The sequence below is a fragment of the Staphylococcus sp. HMSC059F04 genome (genome assembly GCF_001812565.1).
GTDB classification, from domain to species: Bacteria; Bacillota; Bacilli; order Staphylococcales; family Staphylococcaceae; genus Staphylococcus; species Staphylococcus lugdunensis.
This window is the reverse complement of record NZ_KV809462.1, coordinates 102,253-124,132: the sequence shown is the minus strand read 5'-3', so window position 1 is coordinate 124,132 and position 21,880 is coordinate 102,253. Positions and strand designations below refer to the sequence as shown.

Below are 21,880 nucleotides of genomic sequence, written 5' to 3'. Positions count from 1 at the left end.
ATTTACCCCCTATAATGATTGAATATCAATGCCTTCTTTCGTTAATGTCTTTCTTATTTGAGATACAAAATCTAGTGCATGTGCACTATCGCCGTGCACACAAATCGTATCTGCCTGTAACGTAATATCTTTTCCATCTCTTGAGGTCACTTTATTTTCTTTAACCATTTTTATGACTTGTTGTAATGCTTCGTCAGTATCAGTTATCACCGCATCATTTTCACGACGATTGACCAATTGACCATTATTCTCGTATCGGCGATCAGCAAAAACTTCAGAAGCTGCGTGTAAACCAATTTTTTCTGCTTCAGAAATCAGTAATGTATTAGCTAAACCAACTAAAATGAGTTCTGAATCAAAATCATATACAGCTTGCGCTATAGCTTGAGCAACTGTACTATCAATAGCCCCCATATTGTAAAGGGCACCATGCGGTTTTACATGATGAATTTTAGTATTATATAATTTACAAAATCCATTCAAAGCACCGAGTTGATAGATAATTGCATTATAAATTTCTTGATAAGAGAGCGCCATTTTACGTCTTCCAAACCCTTTCAAATCTGGAAATCCAGGATGTGCACCTATCTTAATTTGGTGTTTAACTGCTAATTTAACGGTTTCATTAAGTACATTTTCATCTCCAGCATGAAAACCACAAGCGATATTAGCTGAGGTAATGAGCGGAATAATTGCTTCGTCATTACCAAATGAATAATTTCCATAGGCTTCACCTAGATCACAATTTAAATCGACGGTTACCATTACAAAGTCACCCCTTTTACGATTTGATGTTTTTCTAAGAATTTAATATCTACTTCACTTGCATCGCCATCAGCATATAATGGGTAGCTAAGGACAGCATATAAGAAATCAGCTGTCGTTGTAAATCCATCAATGACCATTTCATCCAAAGTTACTTTGAGTTTATTGATGGCGCTCGCTCTGTTTTCAGATTTAACGATGACCTTTGCTACTAGAGAATCATAGTAAGGTGAAACTTGATAACCCGAATAAAGTAGTGAATCTACTCTGACATTAAATCCTTGTGGTAGATGTAAACGTTTCACTACGCCAGGACATGGTTGAAATTTTTTCTCAGGATTTTCAGCATTGATGCGCGCTTCAATGACATGACCATTAAATGTGATGTCTTGTTGTGCAAATGGTAACTTATCATGCATTAACAAGTATAATTGTGCAGTTAATAAATCACGATCAGTTCTCATTTCTGTGACGGTATGTTCAACTTGAATTCGCGCATTCATTTCAATAAAATAATGCGCATCTTCAGTAACTAAGAATTCGATTGTACCTGCACTTCTATATTTTGAGGCTCTAGCTACTTTAACAGCATCATTACAAATTTTTTCTCGGCGTTCTTCAGTAAGTGCCGCACATGGTGACTCTTCTATTAGCTTTTGATTTTTTCGTTGAACTGAGCAGTCTCTTTCTCCTAAATGTACATAATTATCTTTGCCATCACCAATGACTTGAACTTCAACATGTTTTGCTACAGGTATAAAGGCCTCTACATATACACGGCTATCGTTGAAATACTTTTGTCCTTCACTTTGAGCTTCTTTTAAAGACTTTTCTAAATCAGCTGGATCTTTAACAATTCTAATTCCTTTACCACCACCGCCACTAGCAGCCTTTAAAACAACAGGATATCCGATATCTTCAGCTAACTTTTCAATTTCTGATACATTGTTAACTGCGTCTTTCGATCCCGGAATTACAGGTACGCCAGCAGCATCAACTGTTTGTCGAGCGGTTATCTTATCTCCCATTAACTCCATAGTTTTTTTATTTGGACCAATAAAATGAATGTCGTTTTCTTCAACTTTTTCAGCAAATGTTGTGCTTTCTGATAAGAAGCCATAACCTGGGTGAATTGCATTAGCCCCGGATAATTCTGCAGCACCGATAATACGTTCGATATTTAAATAACTATCAAGTGGATTTGCTTCACCAATACAAATTGCCTGGTCAGCTAAGCTTACATGAAGACTAGCTTCATCACCTTTAGCATATATCGCTACGGTTTCTATTCCTAATTCGCGACAAGCACGAATGATACGCACAGCGATTTCTCCTCTATTTGCAATTAAACAACGATACATAGCTAGCCCCCCTTATTTTATTTGTATCAATGCTTGGTCATATTCCACATTTGTACCGTGATCAACTAAAATTTCAACAATTTCTCCTGATACATCACTTGTAACCTCGTTCATCACTTTCATCGCTTCAATATAACCTACAATGTCTCCTTCTTGAATTTTATCACCCACTTGTACAACTGGTTGAGTTAATTCTTTACTATCTTGCAAAAAGAATGTACCTACCATTGAAGCTTTGATTTGTTGCGTTTCTTCTTTAGGATTTGCTTCGTCTTGTTTATTTGAATCGCTATGATTTGTAGAAGTTGTTTGTATATCATTTTTATTAGCACTTACGGGTGAAACATCTTCTGTAAAATCTAATTCTATTTCATGTTCAAAATCTTTATATTTAAATTTTTTAACTTCATTCTTTTTAACTAAATCTATTATTTGTTCTATCTTATCTAAATTCATTTTTACTGTTCCTCCCTAATTAATTGAGCTGTTTTTTTTGATGTCGGACGTAAATGCTTGAGTTCGAATTTTGGAGTTGATTCTATTTCATTTATTGTTGAACTAAAGACTTGCTCAAAATGTTTTAAATTTTTGATTGCTTGTTCAATCGTTATCCATTTGAATAGAATTTCTTCTCCTGGTTTAAATTGAGCCAGTTTATGTATATCGGCTTGGGAAACACTAGCAATCTTAGTGTAACCTCCTACGGTCTGTCTATCGTGTAATAATATGATGGGGTGACCATCATTAGGAACTTGAATACTGCCTAATGCAACGGGCTCTGAAATGATATCCGCACTTTCTATAGGCGGTATAGGCGTTCCTTTAAGTCGAATGCCCATTCTGTCAGAACTATCTGATATCTCATATACTTGTGCTGTTAGTTGTTCATGACATTCTGCAGAAAATGCATCATATTGAGGTCCTTTGATGATATGAACGATATTATCTTCTGGTACTGCATTGAATTCAATAGTTTTGCCCAATTGTTGTTTATAAGATTGATTTGTAACAACAGGAATGCTATCGTTTTTCTTCAATGTACGTCCATAAAAACCGCCCATTTGTGTTCTAGTATGAGTTGCATAGCTATTTGCTACGATTGGTATATCAAGTGGTTGACCAAAAAATATATACCCCCTAGCACCTTGTTGAACAGGACCAATTTCTAAAATATCTCCTTTATTTGCTTGTACAACCACATTTTGGTTTACAGCAGTGCCATTTAATTTGGCTGCAAAAATAGCCCCTGTTAAAACAAATGAATTTTCGCTGGAGAATTCAATTTTAGGGCCAATGATTGTAAATTCGATTGCAGGCCCATCTTGCTGGATTAATGTTTGTCCAATAAGATAGCTATATTGATCTATGGCACCAGCGCTTGAAATACCAAGATGTTGAAATCCTGTACGTCCTAAATCTTGTATAGTTGAAAATAAACCAGGTTGTATAATTTTAATTCCCATTACGAATTGTCACCCACTTTTCTTTATTAAAGCATCCCTTATCAATGTCATCTTGAATTTGTTGATAAGTATGTTGATCGATGGCATAAAATTTTATTTTATCACCAGCTTGATAAAGCGTCATAGGCTGATCATCTTTATTAAATACTCTAATAGGCGTACGACCAATAATTTGCCAACCTCCTGGTGAGTCTAGAGGATATAAGCCAGTTTGATTATTAGCAATTCCAACTGAGCCTGCAGCAATACGTACTCGAGGTTCAGAGCGTCTAGGCATATGTATGCGTGAATCTAAACCACCCAAGTATGGGAAGCCAGGCATAAAGCCAAGCATATAAATTAAATATTGTTTACTTGTATGTATCTCTATTACTTCTTCAGAGGTAAGTCCGTTATACTTTGCTACTTCAGATAAATCTGGACCTACATCTGAACCATATAAGACGGGAATATGTACAACTTTATTATTAGATGTTTTATCAATGTGCTTATAATTAATAGAATCAAGTTGAAGTTGTTGAATCAACTCATCGATATCAATTTTATGTTGGTCAAAAGTAACCATGATGGCTCTATAAGATGGAATAATTTCATTGATAGCTTGCAAGTTTTTATTTTTAATGTATTGAGTTGTATAAATAATTTGATTATATGTGTCTTCACTAATTTCGTTTTTGAAATAAATCATTAAGGTTTGTTCGTTAATGATAGTTGCTTCCATTTTCTACCCCCCTTTGTATAAAAAAATAGAAACATAGACAAATAAAATTATAAATGACTAATTCAATAAGAGTTATATCATTTATCTTATCTGTCTGTTTAATAATCATTTGTAATTAAAAGCGATAAGTAATAAATATTACGCTTTGTAGATCGGTTGATTCTACTTTAAAAAGTTGTACATATTCAATTAAATCATACTTGTAATTAATTGTCATGGAGAAAACAAGTTTAACAAAAGTATGTGGCACAATATAAAAATACTATAAATAAAAAACCAGTAAGCAGAATGCTAAACTGGTTTTTACTATATAGCTTATTAATGAGGATATTGTCTTATTTAATATCTACAATCTTAACTCTGATTTCACCACCGTTAGGTAGCTGTACTCGAACTTCATCGTTTAATCCTTTGCCAATAAGAGATTTCGCCATTGGAGATTCGTTTGAAATTTTCCCTTTAAATGCGTCGGCTTCTGCAGAACCAACGATTTGGTAGCTTTCTTCTTCATCACCAGGTAATTCTACAAATGTGACAGTTTTCCCGATTTGTACGACGTTATTATCGCCTGTGTCTTCGATAATAAGTGCGTATCTTAGCATATGTTCTATACGTTGAATATCTTGTTCAATAAACCCTTGTTCGTCTTTTGCAGCGTCATACTCAGAGTTCTCAGATAGATCTCCAAAAGAACGTGCTACTTTGATTTTTTCTACAACTTCAGGTCTTTTAACTGTCTTAAGTTCTTCTAACTCTTGTTCTAAATTGTCATATCCTTCTTGTGTCATAGGATATTGTTTTTGATTTTCCATTACGTCATCTTCCTTTTCTTGATATTACTCTTGTTTACTTACAAGTGTTTGTATTTTGGTTGTCATAATATCGATAGCAACTTTGTTACTACCACCTTCAGGAATAATAATATCTGCATACTTTTTAGTAGGTTCGATAAATTGATTATGCATCGGCTTAACTACATTCAAGTATTGATTAATTACAGATTCCATTGACCGTCCGCGCTCTTTAGTATCTCTTATCAATCTTCTTAAGATTCTAATGTCTGCATCCGTATCAACATATATTTTAACATCCATCATATCACGTAGTGTTTTGTTTTCTAAAGCAAAGATACCTTCTACGATAATAACATCTTTTGGTTCAAATGCAATGGTTTCATCACTTCTAGTATGATTTGCATAGTCATAAGTAGGCACTTCTACTGATTGACCATTTTTTAAATCCTTTAAATTTTTTATTAATAAATCGTTATCAAAGGCAAAAGGATGGTCATAATTTGTTTCTAACCGTTCTTCAAACGTGAGGTGGGATTGGTCTTTATAATAATAGTCTTGGGCCAATAAAGCAACACTATGACCTGCTAAATTTTTCATAATTTCATTAGTTACGGTGGTTTTACCTGAGCCTGAGCCACCAGCAATACCGATAATCGTTGTTTGAGACATTAGCTAATTTCCTTTCTCATCATATTATTTGGGTAGATTGGGTGGTCAACTTTAATTTGTACAATTTGTAGTGGATGTCTTGCAGCATCCAAAGAATTCCCTTCTTCATCATAAATTGCATGAATAACTTGTTTAAAGCTATTAATTTCAGGTCCGAAAAATTCAATTTCTTGTCCAGGTTTAAAATTATTACGTTGTTGTATCGTGGCGATGTGTGTATTTGCATCATATTCAAGAACTAAACCGCAAAAATCATATGGTGATTTTTTGGATTGTTGCATACCAAACATTTGCTCTTCATAACCTGGTGTCCCCTCGAAGAAAGCAGGAGCTGTATCACGATTGGCACATTTATCTAATTCTATTAGCCATTCAGGGTCAATTTTGAAATTTGCTGGATCTTCAGCATAAGCATCGATGACTTTACGGTAAACTGATACAACTGTAGCTATATAGTGAATAGATTTCATACGGCCTTCTATTTTTAATGAATCAACGCCGATATCCATCATTTTAGGAATGGCTTCTATTAATTTTAAATCTTTGGGACTCATAGCAAAAGGTATGATATCACCTTGTTGATAATACATATCTAAATCGCCATCTTGATCAATGGATAATAAATCGTAATCCCATCGACAACTTTGGCAACAGCCACCACGATTTGAGTCTCGAGCTGTCATATGATTGCTAAGTGTGCAACGACCAGAGTATGCAATACACATGGCACCATGAATAAATGCTTCTATTTCTATGTCAACCTTTTCTTTCATTTCCTTCATTTCCATGGCACCAGTTTCTCTAGCTAACACAACACGGTTTAATCCTTCTTCTTTCCAGTATTCTACCGCCTTATAATTTGTTAGAGACTGCTGAGTAGATAGATGTATCTCTAAGTTAGGTGCAACACGTTTGCATGTTTCAATGATTAGAGGATCTGCTACAATAATTCCCGTAGCTCCTGTAGCTTGTAATTGTATTAAATATGCTTCTAAGCCTGGGATATTCTCATCATGTGCAATGATATTGGTAGTAACATAGATTTTTGCGCCGTAAGTATTAGCAAATTGGACACCCTCAGCAATTTCTTCCATAGTAAAATTATCGGCATTTGAACGTAATCCATATTCTTGACCGCCTAAAAATACTGCATCTGCGCCGTAATGTACAGCTATTTTTAACTTTTCTAAATTTCCAGCAGGAGCAAGTAGTTCAGGCTTTTTCATTTTAGTTTGTTGTGATGGTGATGCTTTTTCTAAAATTTGCATGATTAAGCCTCCTAATATACGGTTTGTTTAAATAAGAAACCTTCATCAAAAGGACGATGTGCTGGCTGTATATCTTCAATTGGATCAACAAGCATGAATTTTTCATCCTCATAGGTTTCAGGATCATCATTATATAAATCAATAGCCTCGCGATATTGACGTGTTGTTACATTAATATATTCTTCAGTTTGCAAGATACCATCTATCTTAAACGAATCAATTCCTGCACTAAATAATGGTTCTAATTCTTCAATTAAACAAATATCATTTGGAGACATTATATGTGTACCATTGTAATCTTCAAAAACAGGATATTTATTATCTCTTTCTTCATCATATAATAATAAGTACTGTTCATCCTGTTGACGCTCTATTTTCATTTGTCTATCTTGGAATGTGTAATAATTACCTAGCAACATTCTTTTCGATTGAAACATGCAAGTCATGCCATGAACTTGCACTTCAATTTCAACATCTGATTGCTCTTTAATATTGATTATTTCTTCTAAGCTTAATTCACGAGCAAGAACGGCACGTTTCGCACCTCTTTGTCCCCAGTAGTTACATTGAAAATGATTTGTTACTAATGCTTCAGCATCCCAATTTAATGCAATTGGATGTGGTTGAGCTTTGACGTACATAACAACGGCAGGATCTCCAAATATAATACGATCTACATTGATTTCATGTAAAAATGTTATATAGTCTTCAAGTGCCTCCAAATGATAATTATGAAATATACCGTTAACAGCAGCATAAACTTTTTTATTATGTTTGTGGGCTATTTCCACAGCTTTTTTCATATCGGTACGTTTAAATTCACCGGCTAAGCGTAATCCGAATTTTTGTTCGCCAATGACAAACGCATCTGCACCAAAATCAATAAGTGTTTTTAAATGCGCAACTGATTTTGGTGTTACAAGTAATTCAGTCATTCTGATTCTCCTTTGATAGAAATTGCTAGTCCATCATCTATATTGACAAAATTAGTAGAATAATTTGATTGTGACATGAGCCATTCATTATATTGTTGTACTTTTTTAACCATCTGTTTGACATTTCGTGAACGTACAATTGATATGTCTGCAACAAAACCATGGTAAAGGACATTATCTGTAATTACTATACCCCCATCATTTAATAATGGTGTATAAAGTTCAAAAAATTTACGTGATTGTGCTTTCGCTGCATCAATGAATATCATATCGAAATTTTTATTTTTCAGCTGAGTAAATTGTTCCAGTGCGTCGCCTTTTATAATGTCAATCTGTGATTCGTAGCCAAATGTTTTAACATTGTGTTGGGCTTGTTGAAACATATCATCATTACGTTCAATCGTTGTGATATGTATGTTTGAATCAACTGATGCAAATTGCATTGAACTATATCCTATCGCTGTTCCAATTTCTAGAATTGACTGTGGTTTGTGGATTCTAATTAACTGTTTTATCAAATCAAGTGTTAAGCGGTCGACGATTGGCACAGCATGCTCAATTGCATATGGTCTGAGCCGTTCAATAGGATTATCTAAATGCTTATGTAAATCTACTAAATAGCGTTCATTGTCCTCCATAGACGTTACTTCCTTCTTAAAAAGTTATAAATAATCAAAATAAAAATCAATCAGTCGTGGTTATTGATTAATTACGTGTAGGATCAAATAAACTGACTGATTGGATTATTTTGATTGCTGTGTACTTAGCAAATACGAAATTAACTTTACATATTTTATCATAAATTATGCATTAAATTAAGTGCTATCTTAAAAAGGAGCGGGATAAAGCCAAATTCGACTTTATCTTCCGCCCCACAAAACAAATCATTACGCTAATTACTTTAAATTTTCATGCACAGAGAAAAATTTTCTGTGATTTTGACTCAGTAATTAAATCATATATCTAATGTTTTTATTAATATAAATTCAAAGTTGTATTTTATTCATCAATTTCAGTATTGACTACTTCTTCAATCATATCCCATTCTTCATCTGTTTCGATAGGAATCAATTTACCGCCATCTCCTGATTCGTCTGGTTGATTTATCATTGGGATTAATTCAATCATGTCATCATCATCAGATTGTGCACCTTCTTCAGACAAAATAACATATTCTTTTTTGAATTCTGGATGATAAAATTCTAATATTTTGCGATAAAGTACTTCATTGCCATCTTCATCATATAATGTTAAAAGTTCTTCTTCGTTATTAAGTTCTAATTCAGTGTCGTGATTATGTTCAGTCATTTAAATTCTCCTTTATTGGATAGAGTCTAAATAGCCTTGAAGTATAAAAACTGCGGCCATCTTATCTATTACTTTTTTTCTTTTTTGTCTAGAAACATCGGCCTCTAACAATGAACGTTCTGCTGCCATTGTGCTTAGTCGTTCATCCCACATAATAACTTTCATATCAGGCATCGCTTCAAGAATTAATTCTTTATAGTGTATGGAAGCTTCTCCACGAAACCCTATAGAATTATTCATATTTTTTGGTAAACCAATAACAATTGTGTCAACGTTATTGGACTTAATAATATTAGTGAGTTGTTCAATACCATATTCTTCTTGTTCTTCATTGATGCGTAGAGTGTCTAATCCCTGAGCTGTCCAGCCCATTAAATCGCTAATTGCAATGCCTACAGTCTTGCTTCCTACATCTAATCCTAATATTTTATGCTGGAGCATATATTAATTATTTTTCTCTTTAAGATAGTATGAGACAAGTTCTTCCATAATGACATCTCTATCCACATGTCGTATTTGGTTTCTAGCTTCATTTTGACGTGGTATATAAGCAGGATCACCAGATAATAAATAACCAACAATTTGGTTTACAGCATTATATCCACGCTCTTCTAATGTACGATGCACGTTGCTTAACACAGATCTGACATTCTCTTTAGGAATTTCTTCATAATCAAATTTCATTGTTTTATCAAAATTTTCCATTGATTGACACTCCTCTATCTACGATTTAACTTACATATTTTATATTACACTAGAAAGGTATATAGTTATAGTTTTTTAATGTAATCTTTAATAAAGCGTAAAGATTCTGTGATATTTTCAGGTTGTGTACCGCCACCTTGTGCCATATCCGGACGGCCACCACCTTTGCCACCAACAATAGGAGCCATATTTTTAATGATATCGCCAGCTTTAATTTTGCTGGTATCAGCTTTTGGTACTGTAGCTATCAATGAAACTTTGCCTTCAACTTCACTTATTAATATGATAATTGTGTCTTGTAATTTAGATTTAAAATCATCCATTGTTTCTCTGATTGCTTTTGGATTAGCAATATCTACTTGTGTAGCTAATACTTTAAAACCATTGATTTCTTCAACTTGGTCTTCAATATTACCCATTTTTAATGTTGTAATTTCTTTATTACGTTGTTCTAATTGTTTATTTACATGTTTCACTTCTTCTTGAAGCTGAACGACTTTTTCCATAACTTGATCATCGGATTTGACTTTTAAATATGTTTTAGTTTGATTAAATTTATGCTGAATGCCTTCTAGATACAAGAATGCTGCTCTACCTGTTAAGGCCTCAATTCGTCTGACGCCTGCACCAGTACCTGATTCGCTAATAATTTTAAATAAGCCGATTTCAGATGTGTTTTGAACATGAATACCACCACAAAGTTCCAAAGAAAATGGTGCCATATTTACAACTCTAACTACATCGCCATATTTTTCACCAAATAAAGCCATTGCACCCATCTCTTTAGCTTCAGCAATTGGCATTTCTTGAATATTTACGGAAATACCACGCCATATTTCTTCGTTAACACGTCGCTCAACGTGTTCGATTTCTTCATTTGTCATTGGACCAAAGTGTGAGAAGTCGAAGCGTAAACGTTCACTTTCAACGAGAGAGCCTGCTTGGTTAACATGATCGCCTAATACTTCTTTCAGAGCGGCATGCAGTAAGTGTGTTGCACTATGGTTCTTTTGAATATCTCGTCGTTCATCTTTATTAACGTTTGCATCAACATGACTATTAACAGTTACATGACCAAATTGAACGGTTCCTTTATGCAAGTTTTGACCATTTGGTGCTTTCGTTACTTCTTCAACAGCAATTTCAAAATTGTCGTTACCAACTGTACCATGATCTGCAACTTGACCACCACTGACCGCATAAAATGGCGTTTCTTTTAAAACAAAATAAATGATGTCTCCAGCTTCTGCATGACTAACAGCTTGGCCATTGTAGATAAGATCTGTAATCTCAGTTTGATAATCAGTCGTTTCATATCCAACAAATTTGCTTTTTGTAGTTATGTTTTTAAGCACTTCGCTTTGAATTTGCATTGATTGTGAATTTTGGCGTGCCTGTCTAGCACGGTCACGTTGTTGTTGCATTTCATTTTCAAATGTTTCCATATCAACAGTGATGCCTTCTTGTGTAGCTATTTCTTCAGTTAATTCGATTGGGAAACCATATGTGTCATATAATTTAAATGCATCTGAACCATTAATTTCTTTTGTCGTCAGTTTTGCTTTAGCAATCAGTTGATCTAAAATTGATAGCCCTTCTTGTAATGTTTCGTGGAATCGTTCTTCTTCTGATTTAATGACCCGTTTAATGAAATCAGCTTTTTCTTTAACATTTGGATAATAAGGTTCCATGATATCTGCAACAATATCAACGAGCTTGTACATAAATGGTTCTTGAATATCTAATGTTTGGCTAAAACGTACAGCTCTACGTAACAAACGACGTAAAACATAGCCACGTCCTTCATTTGCCGGCAAAGCACCATCTGAAATTGCAAATGCGATTGTTCTAATGTGATCAGCAATGACTTTAAACGCCACATCTTGTTCCGGTATTTCAAGATATTTCTTGCCGGAAACTTTTTCAACTTCTTCAATGATAGGCATGAACAAGTCTGTCTCATAATTTGTACGCACATTTTGTGCTACAGAAGCCATGCGTTCTAGGCCCATGCCAGTATCAATGTTTTTATTTGGTAATGGCGTATAAGTATGATCTTTATTATGATTAAATTCACTAAACACAAGGTTCCATACTTCTAAATAACGTTCATTTTCACCACCAGGATACATTTCTTCAGCAGGGTCGTTCTTGCCAAATGCTTCACCACGGTCATAAAAGATTTCTGTGTTTGGTCCTGATGGTCCTTCTCCAATATCCCAAAAATTACCTTCGATACGTATAATGCGACTTTCTTCTAAGCCGATATCGTTATGCCATAAATGATATGCTTCTGTATCTTCGGGATGAATGGTTACATACAGTTTGTCTGGTTCCATTGCCATCCATTTGTCACTTGTTAAAAATTCCCAAGCAAATTCAATAGCTTCTTTTTTGAAATAGTCCCCAATAGAAAAGTTACCTAGCATTTCAAAGAATGTATGATGACGTGCTGTAAAACCAACATTTTCAATATCATTCGTTCTAATCGCTTTTTGCGAATTTACGATTCTAGGTTTTTTTGGTGTTTCTCGGCCATCAAAATATTTTTTTAATGTTGCTACACCTGAATTTATCCATAGTAATGAATTATCATCAATAGGAACTAAAGGTGCAGATGGTTCAACCATATGTCCTTTTTCTACAAAGAAATCAATATACATTTGTCTTATTTCACTAGCTTTTAAATTTTTCATTGGGTTTCACTCCTCAAATTCTTAGTCACAATTAAAAACGTTCATCCACAAGGGACGAACGTTTTCGCGGTACCACCCTAGTTATAAAGATACGAATCACTATTGATTCCACTTTATCACTTCATTGTCTTATCCATATTAGCACAAAGTAGCGTTCAGCAAACTGTATTGTACTTTACACCAACCAGCACATCTCTTTGAATACTCATTTGCTTACTCATCTTCATGTTTATTCACATTTTATTTTAAGTTGTGTTGTCTAAATTGTCAACGTTCAATAAAGTCATATGGCGTCATTTGATTCATGTTGATCATCGGATCTATTTGATAAATTGTCGCTGCTGATAATGTAACTTTTTTATGTTTAGCTATGATATTATCATCAGTAGAATTCTGCGTTTCGTGTCCAAAATATGCTTCTAATAAATCATATAATTGCGTCATTCTAACTTGACCATTTGTTTTAAGGCCAATGTCAAAGGCTTGTGGATCCCCTAGTAATACTAAAGATTGTTTAGCTCTAGTCAAACCAGTATAAAGAATAGGTTTTTGTAACATTCTAAAATATTGTTTCACTACGGGCATAATAACGATTGGGAATTCTGAACCTTGGGACTTATGAATCGAAGTGCAATATGCATGCGTTAATTCAATTAAGTCTTGTCGTGTAAATGTAATTTCATTACCGTCAAAATCGACGATAATAACATCTTTATTTAAAGCATTTTCTTTTGCCCAAAAAATGCCAACAATAATACCAATATCTCCATTAAAAATATTGTCATTAGGACGATTTACTAACTGTAATACTTTATCGCCTTTGCGGAATGCAGCATCACCAAATTCAATTTCACGGGCGTCTGGTTCTTTAGGATTTAAAATTGTTTGCAGAATTTGATTTAAACGTTTAATACCTGCACTTCCTTTATACATGGGAGCAAGTACTTGAATATCACTCATGTCATATCCTTTACTAACTGCACTGGATACTACTTTCTTAACAACGTCAGGAATTTGTTCTGCACTACAATTAATGAAGCTTCTATCATGATAACGTTTTGTAATATCTATGGATTCGTTTTGTTTCATGTGGTGAGCTAATTCAATAATACTTGAACCATCTTGTTGTCGGTAGACTTCAGTTAAATTGACACGTGGTATTTTTTTAGACTGGATTAAGTCCTTAAATACTTGTCCAGGCCCAACAGAAGGCAGTTGGTCTTCATCTCCAACAAATACAATTTGGGCATCTAAAGGTACCGCATTTAAAAACTGATGAAATAACCAAGTGTCAACCATAGACATTTCATCTATGATAATTAATTTTGCTTTAATTTCATTATCTAAAATGTCTTCTGGTTGTGTATCTTGATTCCATCCTATAAGTCGGTGGATGGTCATTGCCTCTAAGCCAGTAGCTTCTTGTAAACGTTTCGATGCTCTGCCTGTAGGAGCTGCTAATACTACTGGGAAATCATCATCAGTGTAATCCGCATAATCTAAAGAAAGTCCATGAATTTCAGCGTATAACTCTACAATACCTTTAATGACAGTTGTCTTACCAGTTCCAGGTCCGCCAGTTAATAACATGATTTTTGAGTTTATAGCTGTTTGTAAAGCCTCTTTTTGTGATGCAGCATAATGTACTTCATTGCTATCTTCTATCTCTCCAATATGCAACTGTAAATCAGATTGCTCAAGTTCATTTAATTTATGGGTATGAGTTAATATACGATATAAGTTTTGTACGCTTTTTAATTCTGAGTAGTAAAGACTGGGGATGGCAATTTTTTGTTGATCAAGAATCAACTTATCTTCTTCCATTAAAATTTGCAACATTTCTTCAAGTTGATGTATTTCAATTATTTCATCCCCTTGCGTACTTAACATTGTTTGTGCTGATTTAAGAATTGTTTCAGCAGGTAAATAAGTATGCCCTTGTTTAATACATTCTTCCTCTAGTGTGAATAATATGCCAGCTTTTAATCGTTCTGGGTCATTAAAGTCGATGCCGATATTACGTGCTAATGTATCAGCTTTATTAAATCCAATTCCTTTAATATCATATACAAGTTTATACGGGTTATTATCAACGACGTTTATTGTTTCACTTTGATAAAACTGATAGATTGCCATTGATAGTTTAGGGCCAAATCCTAAATCATGTAAGTGTATCATGATTTTTTCTGATTCTTGATTGGCTGCTATTTGTTGTGCAATTTGCTCTTGTTTCTTTTTAGAAAGATTTGAAACTTTTGTTAATATGTCTGGATGAGCTAAAATATCATTTATTGCATTTTCTCCCAAAGTATTAACAATATTTTGTGCTGTCTTTTTACCAATACCTTTAAATAAATCACTTGATAAGTAGGTAATAATAGCATCTTTCGTTTGTGGTAATTCTTTTTCAAATGTATCAGCTTTTAGTTGTTTGCCATATTTTGGATGCGCAACAACCTGTCCTTTAAAGGTGTATACGTCGCCTTCAACAATATTTGGGAAAAACCCTACAACCGTTGGCATCGTATCGAACGATTCATTAGATTCAATGGTATCAACTTTAAGTACAGTATAGAAATTATCTTGATTTTGGAACAAAATAACTTCGACGGTGCCCTTTAACATCGTTGGTTCAAATAGTGTAGGGTTATCCATATTAATCCTCCTTGTTCTTCATAGATAAAAAAGTGGCTTTTGCGTGCTGACTTAATAAATGTTTAGGATCAATGGCAATTGCCCGCTCAAAATACGAAATAGCTGTATCTATGTCTTCAGTCTCCATATATATCGCTAATCCTAAGTTGTATAATGCGTCAGTATGTGATGAGTCAAGTTGTAAGACGTATTTAAGTTGTTGAATAGCTTGTTCAAACATTTCTAATTGACATAATACAAGTCCGTATTGAAATTGAATTTCACTATCCCTATTTTCATCTTTTTCAGCTGCAGTCATTAAATATGGCAATGCTTCTTTAAATGCTTCTAATTGGTTGAATGCCATACCTATCATATAATTACAATCAACCATATCCATGTGATATTTTAATGATTTTTGATAGAGTTTGATGGCTTCATTGAAACGACCTTGATTATAATAAACATTTGCTAAATTATAATAAATTGCACCGTTTGTATCATCAATTGTTAATGCACGTTGAAAAAACTTTTCAGCCTGTACGATTTCTCCAATATCAGCCAGAATAATGCCAGCATTAATGTAATTTTCAATCACGTTTGGATTTTCTTCTATGTTATTAAATAATGCTTTCAGGGCTTTATCTCTCTGCCCTTTTTGTATGTATTGATATATTTGTTCTTGTTCAGTCACTAGAATACCTCATTTCATTCATCATTATATCATGTCCAAACTGTTAATAAATAAAAACAACCGCTTATTCTAAATAGCACTTGTGAATAAACGGTTGAATATCAACTCTAATTAACAACAGTAAAGTTTATTTAAAAGTAATTAAACGACATAGCTTAATTGCCCAGAAGTTTTGTAAACATCATCAATCGTTGCGCCACCTAAACAGATTTCACCATCATAGAATACAACTGATTGACCAGGAGTAATCGCTCGAACTGGTTCTTTAAAAGTCACTTTTATCGAGTGATCATCGACGCGTTCAACTGATACCTCCGTATCTTGTTGACGATATCTAAATTTAGCAGTGCAGTTAAATCCGCGTTCTAAATCTACTGGATTGACGAATGAATAATCTGATGCTATTAAATAATCACTATATAATGCATCGTGATGGAAACCTTGTTCAACGTATAATACGTTGTCTACTAAATTTTTGCCAACAACAAACCAAGGATCACCATCTCCACCAATACCTAAACCATGACGTTGTCCTATCGTATAATACATCAAACCACTGTGCACGCCCATTTTTTTACCATCAAGTGTTCGCATATCGCCGGCTTGAGCAGGTAAATATTGTGATAGAAATGATTTGAAGTTTCTTTCACCAATAAAACAAATGCCTGTAGAATCTTTTTTCTTTGCTGTAGCTAGCCCTTGTTCTTCCGCTATTCGACGTACTTCTTTTTTCTCTATATCTCCAATAGGAAACATGACTTTGGATAATTGTTGCTGTGATAATTGATTTAAAAAATATGTTTGATCTTTATTATTGTCAACGCCACGTAGCATTTCAACGTGACCGTCGTCATAACGTTTAAGGCGAGCATAATGACCAGTTGCTACATAATCAGCACCAAGTTTAAGTGCGTGTTCTAAAAAGGCCTTAAATTTTATTTCTTTATTACACATCACATCAGGATTTGGTGTACGTCCTTTTTTATATTCATCTAAAAAATAAGTAAATACTTTATTCCAATATTCTTCTTCAAAATTTACAGCATAATAAGGAATGCCAATTTGATTACATACAGCAATAACATCATTATAATCTTCTGTAGCTGTACATACGCCATTTTCATCAGTGTCATCCCAATTTTTCATGAAAATACCTATAACGTCATAACCTTGTTCTTTTAATAAATATGCGGTAACCGAGCTATCAACACCGCCTGACATGCCAACGACAACGCGAATATCTTTATTAGACACTATGATTCCTCCTTAAACTTATGATAAATTTTATGAATTTCCGCTACGATATATTTGATTTCATGTTCTGTAGTTAACTCACTGAAACTAAATCTTATTGAATGTTTTGAACGTTCTTCATCCTCATACATGGCAGATAACACGTGAGATGGTTCGGTTGATCCTGCAGTACAAGCGGATCCTGACGAAACATAGATATTTGCTAAATCTAATAAAGTTAGCATCGTTTCAACATCTATAAATGGAAAATATAAATTTAAAATATGACCCGTTGTTTCTGTCATTGAACCATTTAACTCAAAAGGAATAGCACGTTCCTGTAAGCTAACTAAAAATAATTCTTTTAATTGCATTAATTTGACGTTATTTTCATTTAAAGCATTATTTGCTAATTCTAATGCTTTTGTAAAACCAACAATTTGTGGTACGTTTTCAGTTCCGGCACGACGTTTCATTTCTTGTTCTCCGCCTAATTGTGAAAATTGTATTGGCGTATTTTCTTTAACAAGCAGCACACCCACACCTTTTGGTCCGCCGAATTTATGGCCAGTAATACTCATTGTGTCGATTTTAAAATCATGAAAATTAATTTCTAAATGCCCAATTGCTTGGACAGCATCAACATGTAACAATGCATTACTCTCAGCTACAATTGTTTCTATTTCATATATAGGTTGAACTGTTCCTACTTCATTGTTTACAAACATAATAGACACGAGAATGGTATCATCAGTAAGTGATTCTTCTAGCTGATCTAAATCAACTTGACCAGTATCATCTACATCTAAATATGTGACGTCATAGCCTTCACGCTCAAGTTGTTCAAAAACATGTAGTACAGAGTGATGTTCAATCTTTGTAGTTATAATATGATTACCGATATGCTCATTTGCATATACTAACCCCTTAATAGCAGTATTATTAGCTTCTGTTGCACCACTAGTAAAAATAATCTCATTTCGCTTAGCACCTAATAGTTCTGCTACTTTTTGGCGTGATTGATCTAAATATTTACGTGCATCACGTCCAACAGAATGTATAGATGATGGATTACCATAATGCTGTTTATATATATTCATCATTTCATCAATAACTTCAGGTCTAACTGGGGTCGTCGCCGCGTAATCTGCATATACTTCCATGTAATTTACACTCCTTGAGATAATATCAATGTTCCTATAATAGCACCAATGCTATTATTTTTCTATAGTTCTGTTTATGACTTTCACTTATTAGTTTAACATTTTAATTAATAGTAATGATACAGATAATATACTTACTGAATTCGTGTTAAATTGAGCATCTAAATATAAAAGTATTCTCACAATTGTTATACTTTATGCACTATTATCATAAGGGGTATATAAAGTTATGAAAAAGATAAAATATTCTGCATTAAATTTAGTACCTATTAGAGAAGGACAAAATGAAAATGATGCGCTTGCTGATATGGTTACACTTGCACAACAACTTGAAAAATTAAATTATGAACGTTATTGGATTGCGGAGCACCATAATGCGCCAAACTTAGTAAGTTCTGCTACTGCATTGCTAATACAACATACTTTAGAACATACGTCATATATGCGTATAGGTTCAGGTGGAATTATGTTACCTAATCACGCACCACTTATTGTTGCAGAACAGTTTGGTACGTTAGCCACGCTATATCCTAATCGCATTGACTTAGGATTAGGTCGTGCACCAGGTACAGATATGATGACAGCTAGTGCATTAAGAAGAGATCAACATAATGGTGTATATCAATTTCCTGATGAGGTAGAACAATTACAAAAATATTTTGGACCAGAAAATCAACAAGACTATGTTAGAGCCTACCCCGCTGTGAATAAGCAAGTACCATTGTATATATTGGGGTCTTCAACTGATTCTGCTCATTTAGCAGCACGCAAAGGCTTACCTTATGTTTTTGCAGGTCATTTTGCACCACAACAAATGAAAGATGCCATAGACATATATAAGGAATTATTTGAACCTTCTGATGTACTTAGTGAACCTTATGTCATAGTCTGTTTAAATGCTATTATTGCTGATAGTGATGAAGAAGCTCAATACTTGTCTACAACTCAAGCTCAAGTGATGATTAGTATTACCCGTGGACGTATGCAACCAGTCCAACCACCAACAGATAATTTACAAAGTTTGCTAACGCCTCGTGAGTACGAAATGGTTAAGCAACGTCAAAAATATTCACTTATTGGCTCAGAATTAAGTGTGAAGCAACAACTTGAAGATTTTATTCAGAAATATGGAGAAATTAATGAATTAATGGCGGTAAGTTATATTTATGATCAAGACAAACAACTTGATTCATATCGTCGTTTAAAACGAATTATTGAAGCTGACAAATGAGTAAAAGATTTATAGCAGCAAATCAGTAGAAAATAGATAATTAAATAACTGCGAAAGGACTATCGTTTAAAGTTAATAAGTAGAATAGTAAGTTATAAAATTGAAGTATACGAAAAATAAGCTCAAAAATGAATTTGTTTAAATTCATCTTTGAGCTATATTTCTCTTCTATATGATTACTTTACCATGACACAACAAAGATTAATCTTTTTTATCTTCTTTATCTTTGTTGTCATTACCATCTGTAAATTCATTAATTTTATCTTTTGCTTTTTGTACCTGTTCATTATCACTATCTTTAAATTTGTTAGCTGCATCTTTTGCTTTATCCATGAAACCCATAAATAATATGCTCCTTTCAGATTTTAAATAATTTTAATATCTGTTATTTCGATGCTGTTATGATACATTTTCCCAGGTTAAGAACTAAATAAACATATTTTTTAGCTATTTAAATGTAAAACATGTAACCATCTAAATCGGCTTCAGTTTCAACATAATCAGCTAAGTATTTTAATGTTGTATTATCTAATACATCTCGTACCGCATCACGCATACGCAACCACAATTGTTTTTGTGCAGGTGGCTCGGATTCGATACTTTCAACAAATGTGATGGGCCCTTCAAGTAAGCGAATAATATCACCAGCAGTAATTTCTTCTGCTGGGACTCTAAGTTGATAGCCACCTTTAGCACCACGCACACTTCGAATTAAACCAGCATTTCTTAAAGGGCCTACTAATTGTTCAAGATATAAATCACTTAAACTGTTTTCAGCAGCGATTGATTTCAATGATACACAGCCTTGCCCTTCTTTTTTTGCAAGAGATATCATTAAAGTTAAACCGTATCTCCCTTTCGTTGATATTTTCATAACATTACCTCACTTAATTCGATATATATATTCCCATTCTATCATTTTTTAAGTTAATATAGAATTAGAAAGGATGAAAAATTGTGACTAATGAACCATTAGCTTCTCGAATGCGACCTAAAAATATAGATGAAATTATTTCTCAACAACACTTGGTTGGTCCAAGAGGTATTATACGCCGTATGGTAGAAACCAAACGTTTATCTTCGATGATTTTCTATGGACCTCCAGGTATTGGTAAAACAAGTATTGCTAAAGCTATTTCTGGTAGTACTGCATATAAATTCAGACAATTAAATGCTGTCACGAATACCAAAAAGGATATGCAGCTCGTTGTTGAAGAAGCCAAGATGTCAGGGCAAGTTATCTTATTATTAGACGAAATTCATCGATTAGATAAAGCTAAACAAGATTTCTTATTACCGCATTTAGAAAATGGCAAAATTGTACTTATTGGTGCAACAACTTCAAATCCATATCATGCGATTAATCCAGCAATACGTTCTAGAGCACAAATTTTCGAATTATATCCATTAAATGAAGAAGATATAAAAGTTGCGTTGATACGAGCAATTGAAGATGATTCTAGAGGATTGGCCTCTTATCATCCTCATATTGATGAGGATGCAATTGAATATTTTTCTACGCAAAGCCAAGGAGATGTTAGAAGTGCGTTAAATGCGTTAGAACTCGCTGTCTTAAGTGCAGATGAAGACAATGGTGAGCGCCATGTAACGCTAACCGACGCTCAAGATTGTCTCCAAAAAGGTGCGTTTGTAAGTGATAAAGACGGGGATATGCACTATGATGTTATGAGCGCGTTTCAAAAATCTATTAGAGGCAGCGATGTTAATGCAGCGTTACATTATTTGGCAAGACTTATTGCAGCTGGTGATCTTCCTACGATTGTACGTCGCTTGCTTGTAATTAGTTACGAAGATATTGGTTTAGCTTCTCCGGGTGCTGGACAACGGACATTAGCAGCAATACAAGCGGCAGAACGCTTAGGCTTTCCAGAAGCACGTATTCCGTTGAGTCAAGCTGTTATTGAACTGTGTTTATCTCCTAAGTCAAATTCAGCGATAACGGCAGTGGATAGCGCTTTAAGCGATATTAATGCTGGAAATATCGGCCAAATACCTGATTACTTAAAGGATGGACATTATTCTGGTGCCAAAAAATTAGGCAGAGCAATTGGCTATAAATATCCCCATAATTATGGCAATGGTTATGTTGCTCAACAATATTTACCCGATAAATTAAAAAACAGAGAGTATTATACCCCTAAAACAACTTCAAAAACTGAACAACAGTTTAAGGCTGTTTACGATAATTTAAAACAACAAAAATGATGGCGTTAATTCAC

The 21,880-nt window shown here is 34.0% G+C and carries 22 protein-coding genes; 2 read left to right on the top strand and 20 right to left on the bottom strand.

Going from position 1 to position 21,880, the window contains the following annotated elements:
• Positions 1–9: 9 nt before the first annotated feature.
• From pxpA to HMPREF2864_RS00980, 18 genes are all read right to left on the bottom strand, one after another.
• Complete coding sequence (pxpA, locus tag HMPREF2864_RS01065; RefSeq protein ID WP_002458958.1) at positions 10–765, bottom strand: 5-oxoprolinase subunit PxpA; 756 nt, start codon at positions 763–765, stop codon at positions 10–12.
• A complete protein-coding gene (locus HMPREF2864_RS01060; protein ID WP_002458957.1) occupies positions 765–2,126 on the bottom strand; it encodes an acetyl-CoA carboxylase biotin carboxylase subunit in 1,362 nt (453 codons plus the stop codon). The genes pxpA and HMPREF2864_RS01060 overlap by 1 nt, the downstream gene beginning before the upstream one ends.
• Before the next feature lie 12 nt (positions 2,127–2,138).
• On the bottom strand, positions 2,139–2,582 hold the full coding sequence (locus tag HMPREF2864_RS01055; RefSeq protein WP_002458956.1) for an acetyl-CoA carboxylase biotin carboxyl carrier protein: 444 nt from the start codon (positions 2,580–2,582) through the stop codon (positions 2,139–2,141).
• 2 nt (positions 2,583–2,584) lie between these two features.
• Positions 2,585–3,589: a 5-oxoprolinase subunit C family protein gene (locus HMPREF2864_RS01050; RefSeq protein ID WP_070544768.1), complete on the bottom strand. Its 1,005-nt coding sequence runs from the start codon at positions 3,587–3,589 to the stop codon at positions 2,585–2,587.
• The gene (pxpB, locus tag HMPREF2864_RS01045) at positions 3,579–4,310 is read right to left on the bottom strand and encodes a 5-oxoprolinase subunit PxpB (RefSeq protein WP_002458954.1); all 732 of its coding nucleotides are present in this window, start codon (positions 4,308–4,310) and stop codon (positions 3,579–3,581) included. The genes HMPREF2864_RS01050 and pxpB overlap by 11 nt, the downstream gene beginning before the upstream one ends.
• A 335-nt stretch (positions 4,311–4,645) precedes the next feature.
• Positions 4,646–5,122, bottom strand: a complete 477-nt coding sequence (gene greA / locus HMPREF2864_RS01040; RefSeq protein WP_002458953.1) for a transcription elongation factor GreA — start codon at positions 5,120–5,122, stop codon at positions 4,646–4,648.
• A gap of 24 nt (positions 5,123–5,146) precedes the next feature.
• Entirely contained in the window at positions 5,147–5,773 is a 627-nt protein-coding gene (gene udk / locus HMPREF2864_RS01035; RefSeq protein ID WP_002458952.1) for a uridine kinase, read from the bottom strand.
• Complete coding sequence (locus HMPREF2864_RS01030; protein WP_070544767.1) at positions 5,773–7,041, bottom strand: peptidase U32 family protein; 1,269 nt, start codon at positions 7,039–7,041, stop codon at positions 5,773–5,775. Before HMPREF2864_RS01030 ends, udk begins: the two co-directional genes overlap by 1 nt.
• A gap of 11 nt (positions 7,042–7,052) precedes the next feature.
• Entirely contained in the window at positions 7,053–7,976 is a 924-nt protein-coding gene (locus tag HMPREF2864_RS01025) for a peptidase U32 family protein (RefSeq protein WP_002458950.1), read from the bottom strand.
• Complete coding sequence (locus HMPREF2864_RS01020; protein WP_070544766.1) at positions 7,973–8,614, bottom strand: O-methyltransferase; 642 nt, start codon at positions 8,612–8,614, stop codon at positions 7,973–7,975. The genes HMPREF2864_RS01025 and HMPREF2864_RS01020 overlap by 4 nt, the downstream gene beginning before the upstream one ends.
• Before the next feature lie 361 nt (positions 8,615–8,975).
• A complete protein-coding gene (locus tag HMPREF2864_RS01015; protein WP_002458948.1) occupies positions 8,976–9,284 on the bottom strand; it encodes a DUF1292 domain-containing protein in 309 nt (102 codons plus the stop codon).
• 12 nt (positions 9,285–9,296) lie between these two features.
• Positions 9,297–9,725 (bottom strand): Holliday junction resolvase RuvX, encoded by a 429-nt coding sequence (gene ruvX, locus HMPREF2864_RS01010; protein WP_002458947.1) that lies wholly within the window; start codon positions 9,723–9,725, stop codon positions 9,297–9,299.
• Between the two features lie 3 nt (positions 9,726–9,728).
• Complete coding sequence (locus HMPREF2864_RS01005; RefSeq protein WP_002458946.1) at positions 9,729–9,989, bottom strand: IreB family regulatory phosphoprotein; 261 nt, start codon at positions 9,987–9,989, stop codon at positions 9,729–9,731.
• A gap of 65 nt (positions 9,990–10,054) precedes the next feature.
• On the bottom strand, positions 10,055–12,685 hold the full coding sequence (alaS, locus tag HMPREF2864_RS01000; RefSeq protein WP_070544765.1) for an alanine--tRNA ligase: 2,631 nt from the start codon (positions 12,683–12,685) through the stop codon (positions 10,055–10,057).
• A 267-nt stretch (positions 12,686–12,952) separates the two neighbouring features.
• Complete coding sequence (locus tag HMPREF2864_RS00995) at positions 12,953–15,340, bottom strand: SF1B family DNA helicase RecD2 (RefSeq protein ID WP_070544764.1); 2,388 nt, start codon at positions 15,338–15,340, stop codon at positions 12,953–12,955.
• Between the two features lies 1 nt (position 15,341).
• Complete coding sequence (locus HMPREF2864_RS00990) at positions 15,342–16,013, bottom strand: tetratricopeptide repeat protein (RefSeq protein ID WP_037545718.1); 672 nt, start codon at positions 16,011–16,013, stop codon at positions 15,342–15,344.
• A gap of 141 nt (positions 16,014–16,154) precedes the next feature.
• Positions 16,155–17,267 (bottom strand): tRNA 2-thiouridine(34) synthase MnmA, encoded by a 1,113-nt coding sequence (gene mnmA, locus HMPREF2864_RS00985; protein ID WP_002458942.1) that lies wholly within the window; start codon positions 17,265–17,267, stop codon positions 16,155–16,157.
• Positions 17,267–18,409: a cysteine desulfurase family protein gene (locus HMPREF2864_RS00980; RefSeq protein WP_002458941.1), complete on the bottom strand. Its 1,143-nt coding sequence runs from the start codon at positions 18,407–18,409 to the stop codon at positions 17,267–17,269. Before HMPREF2864_RS00980 ends, mnmA begins: the two co-directional genes overlap by 1 nt.
• A 229-nt stretch (positions 18,410–18,638) precedes the next feature.
• Here HMPREF2864_RS00980 and HMPREF2864_RS00975 point away from each other — a divergent pair, with 229 nt between their 5' ends.
• Entirely contained in the window at positions 18,639–19,640 is a 1,002-nt protein-coding gene (locus tag HMPREF2864_RS00975; protein ID WP_002458940.1) for an LLM class flavin-dependent oxidoreductase, read from the top strand.
• Positions 19,641–19,841: 201 nt separating this feature from the next.
• On the opposite strand, the gene HMPREF2864_RS11995 is transcribed toward HMPREF2864_RS00975, so the two are convergent.
• Positions 19,842–19,982, bottom strand: a complete 141-nt coding sequence (locus tag HMPREF2864_RS11995; RefSeq protein ID WP_002458939.1) for an SAS049 family protein — start codon at positions 19,980–19,982, stop codon at positions 19,842–19,844.
• A 109-nt stretch (positions 19,983–20,091) separates the two neighbouring features.
• A complete protein-coding gene (gene cymR, locus HMPREF2864_RS00970; RefSeq protein WP_002458938.1) occupies positions 20,092–20,514 on the bottom strand; it encodes a cysteine metabolism transcriptional regulator CymR in 423 nt (140 codons plus the stop codon).
• An 83-nt stretch (positions 20,515–20,597) separates the two neighbouring features.
• On the opposite strand from cymR, the gene HMPREF2864_RS00965 reads away from it, so the two are divergent.
• Entirely contained in the window at positions 20,598–21,866 is a 1,269-nt protein-coding gene (locus HMPREF2864_RS00965) for a replication-associated recombination protein A (protein ID WP_070572090.1), read from the top strand.
• Positions 21,867–21,880 lie beyond the last annotated feature (14 nt).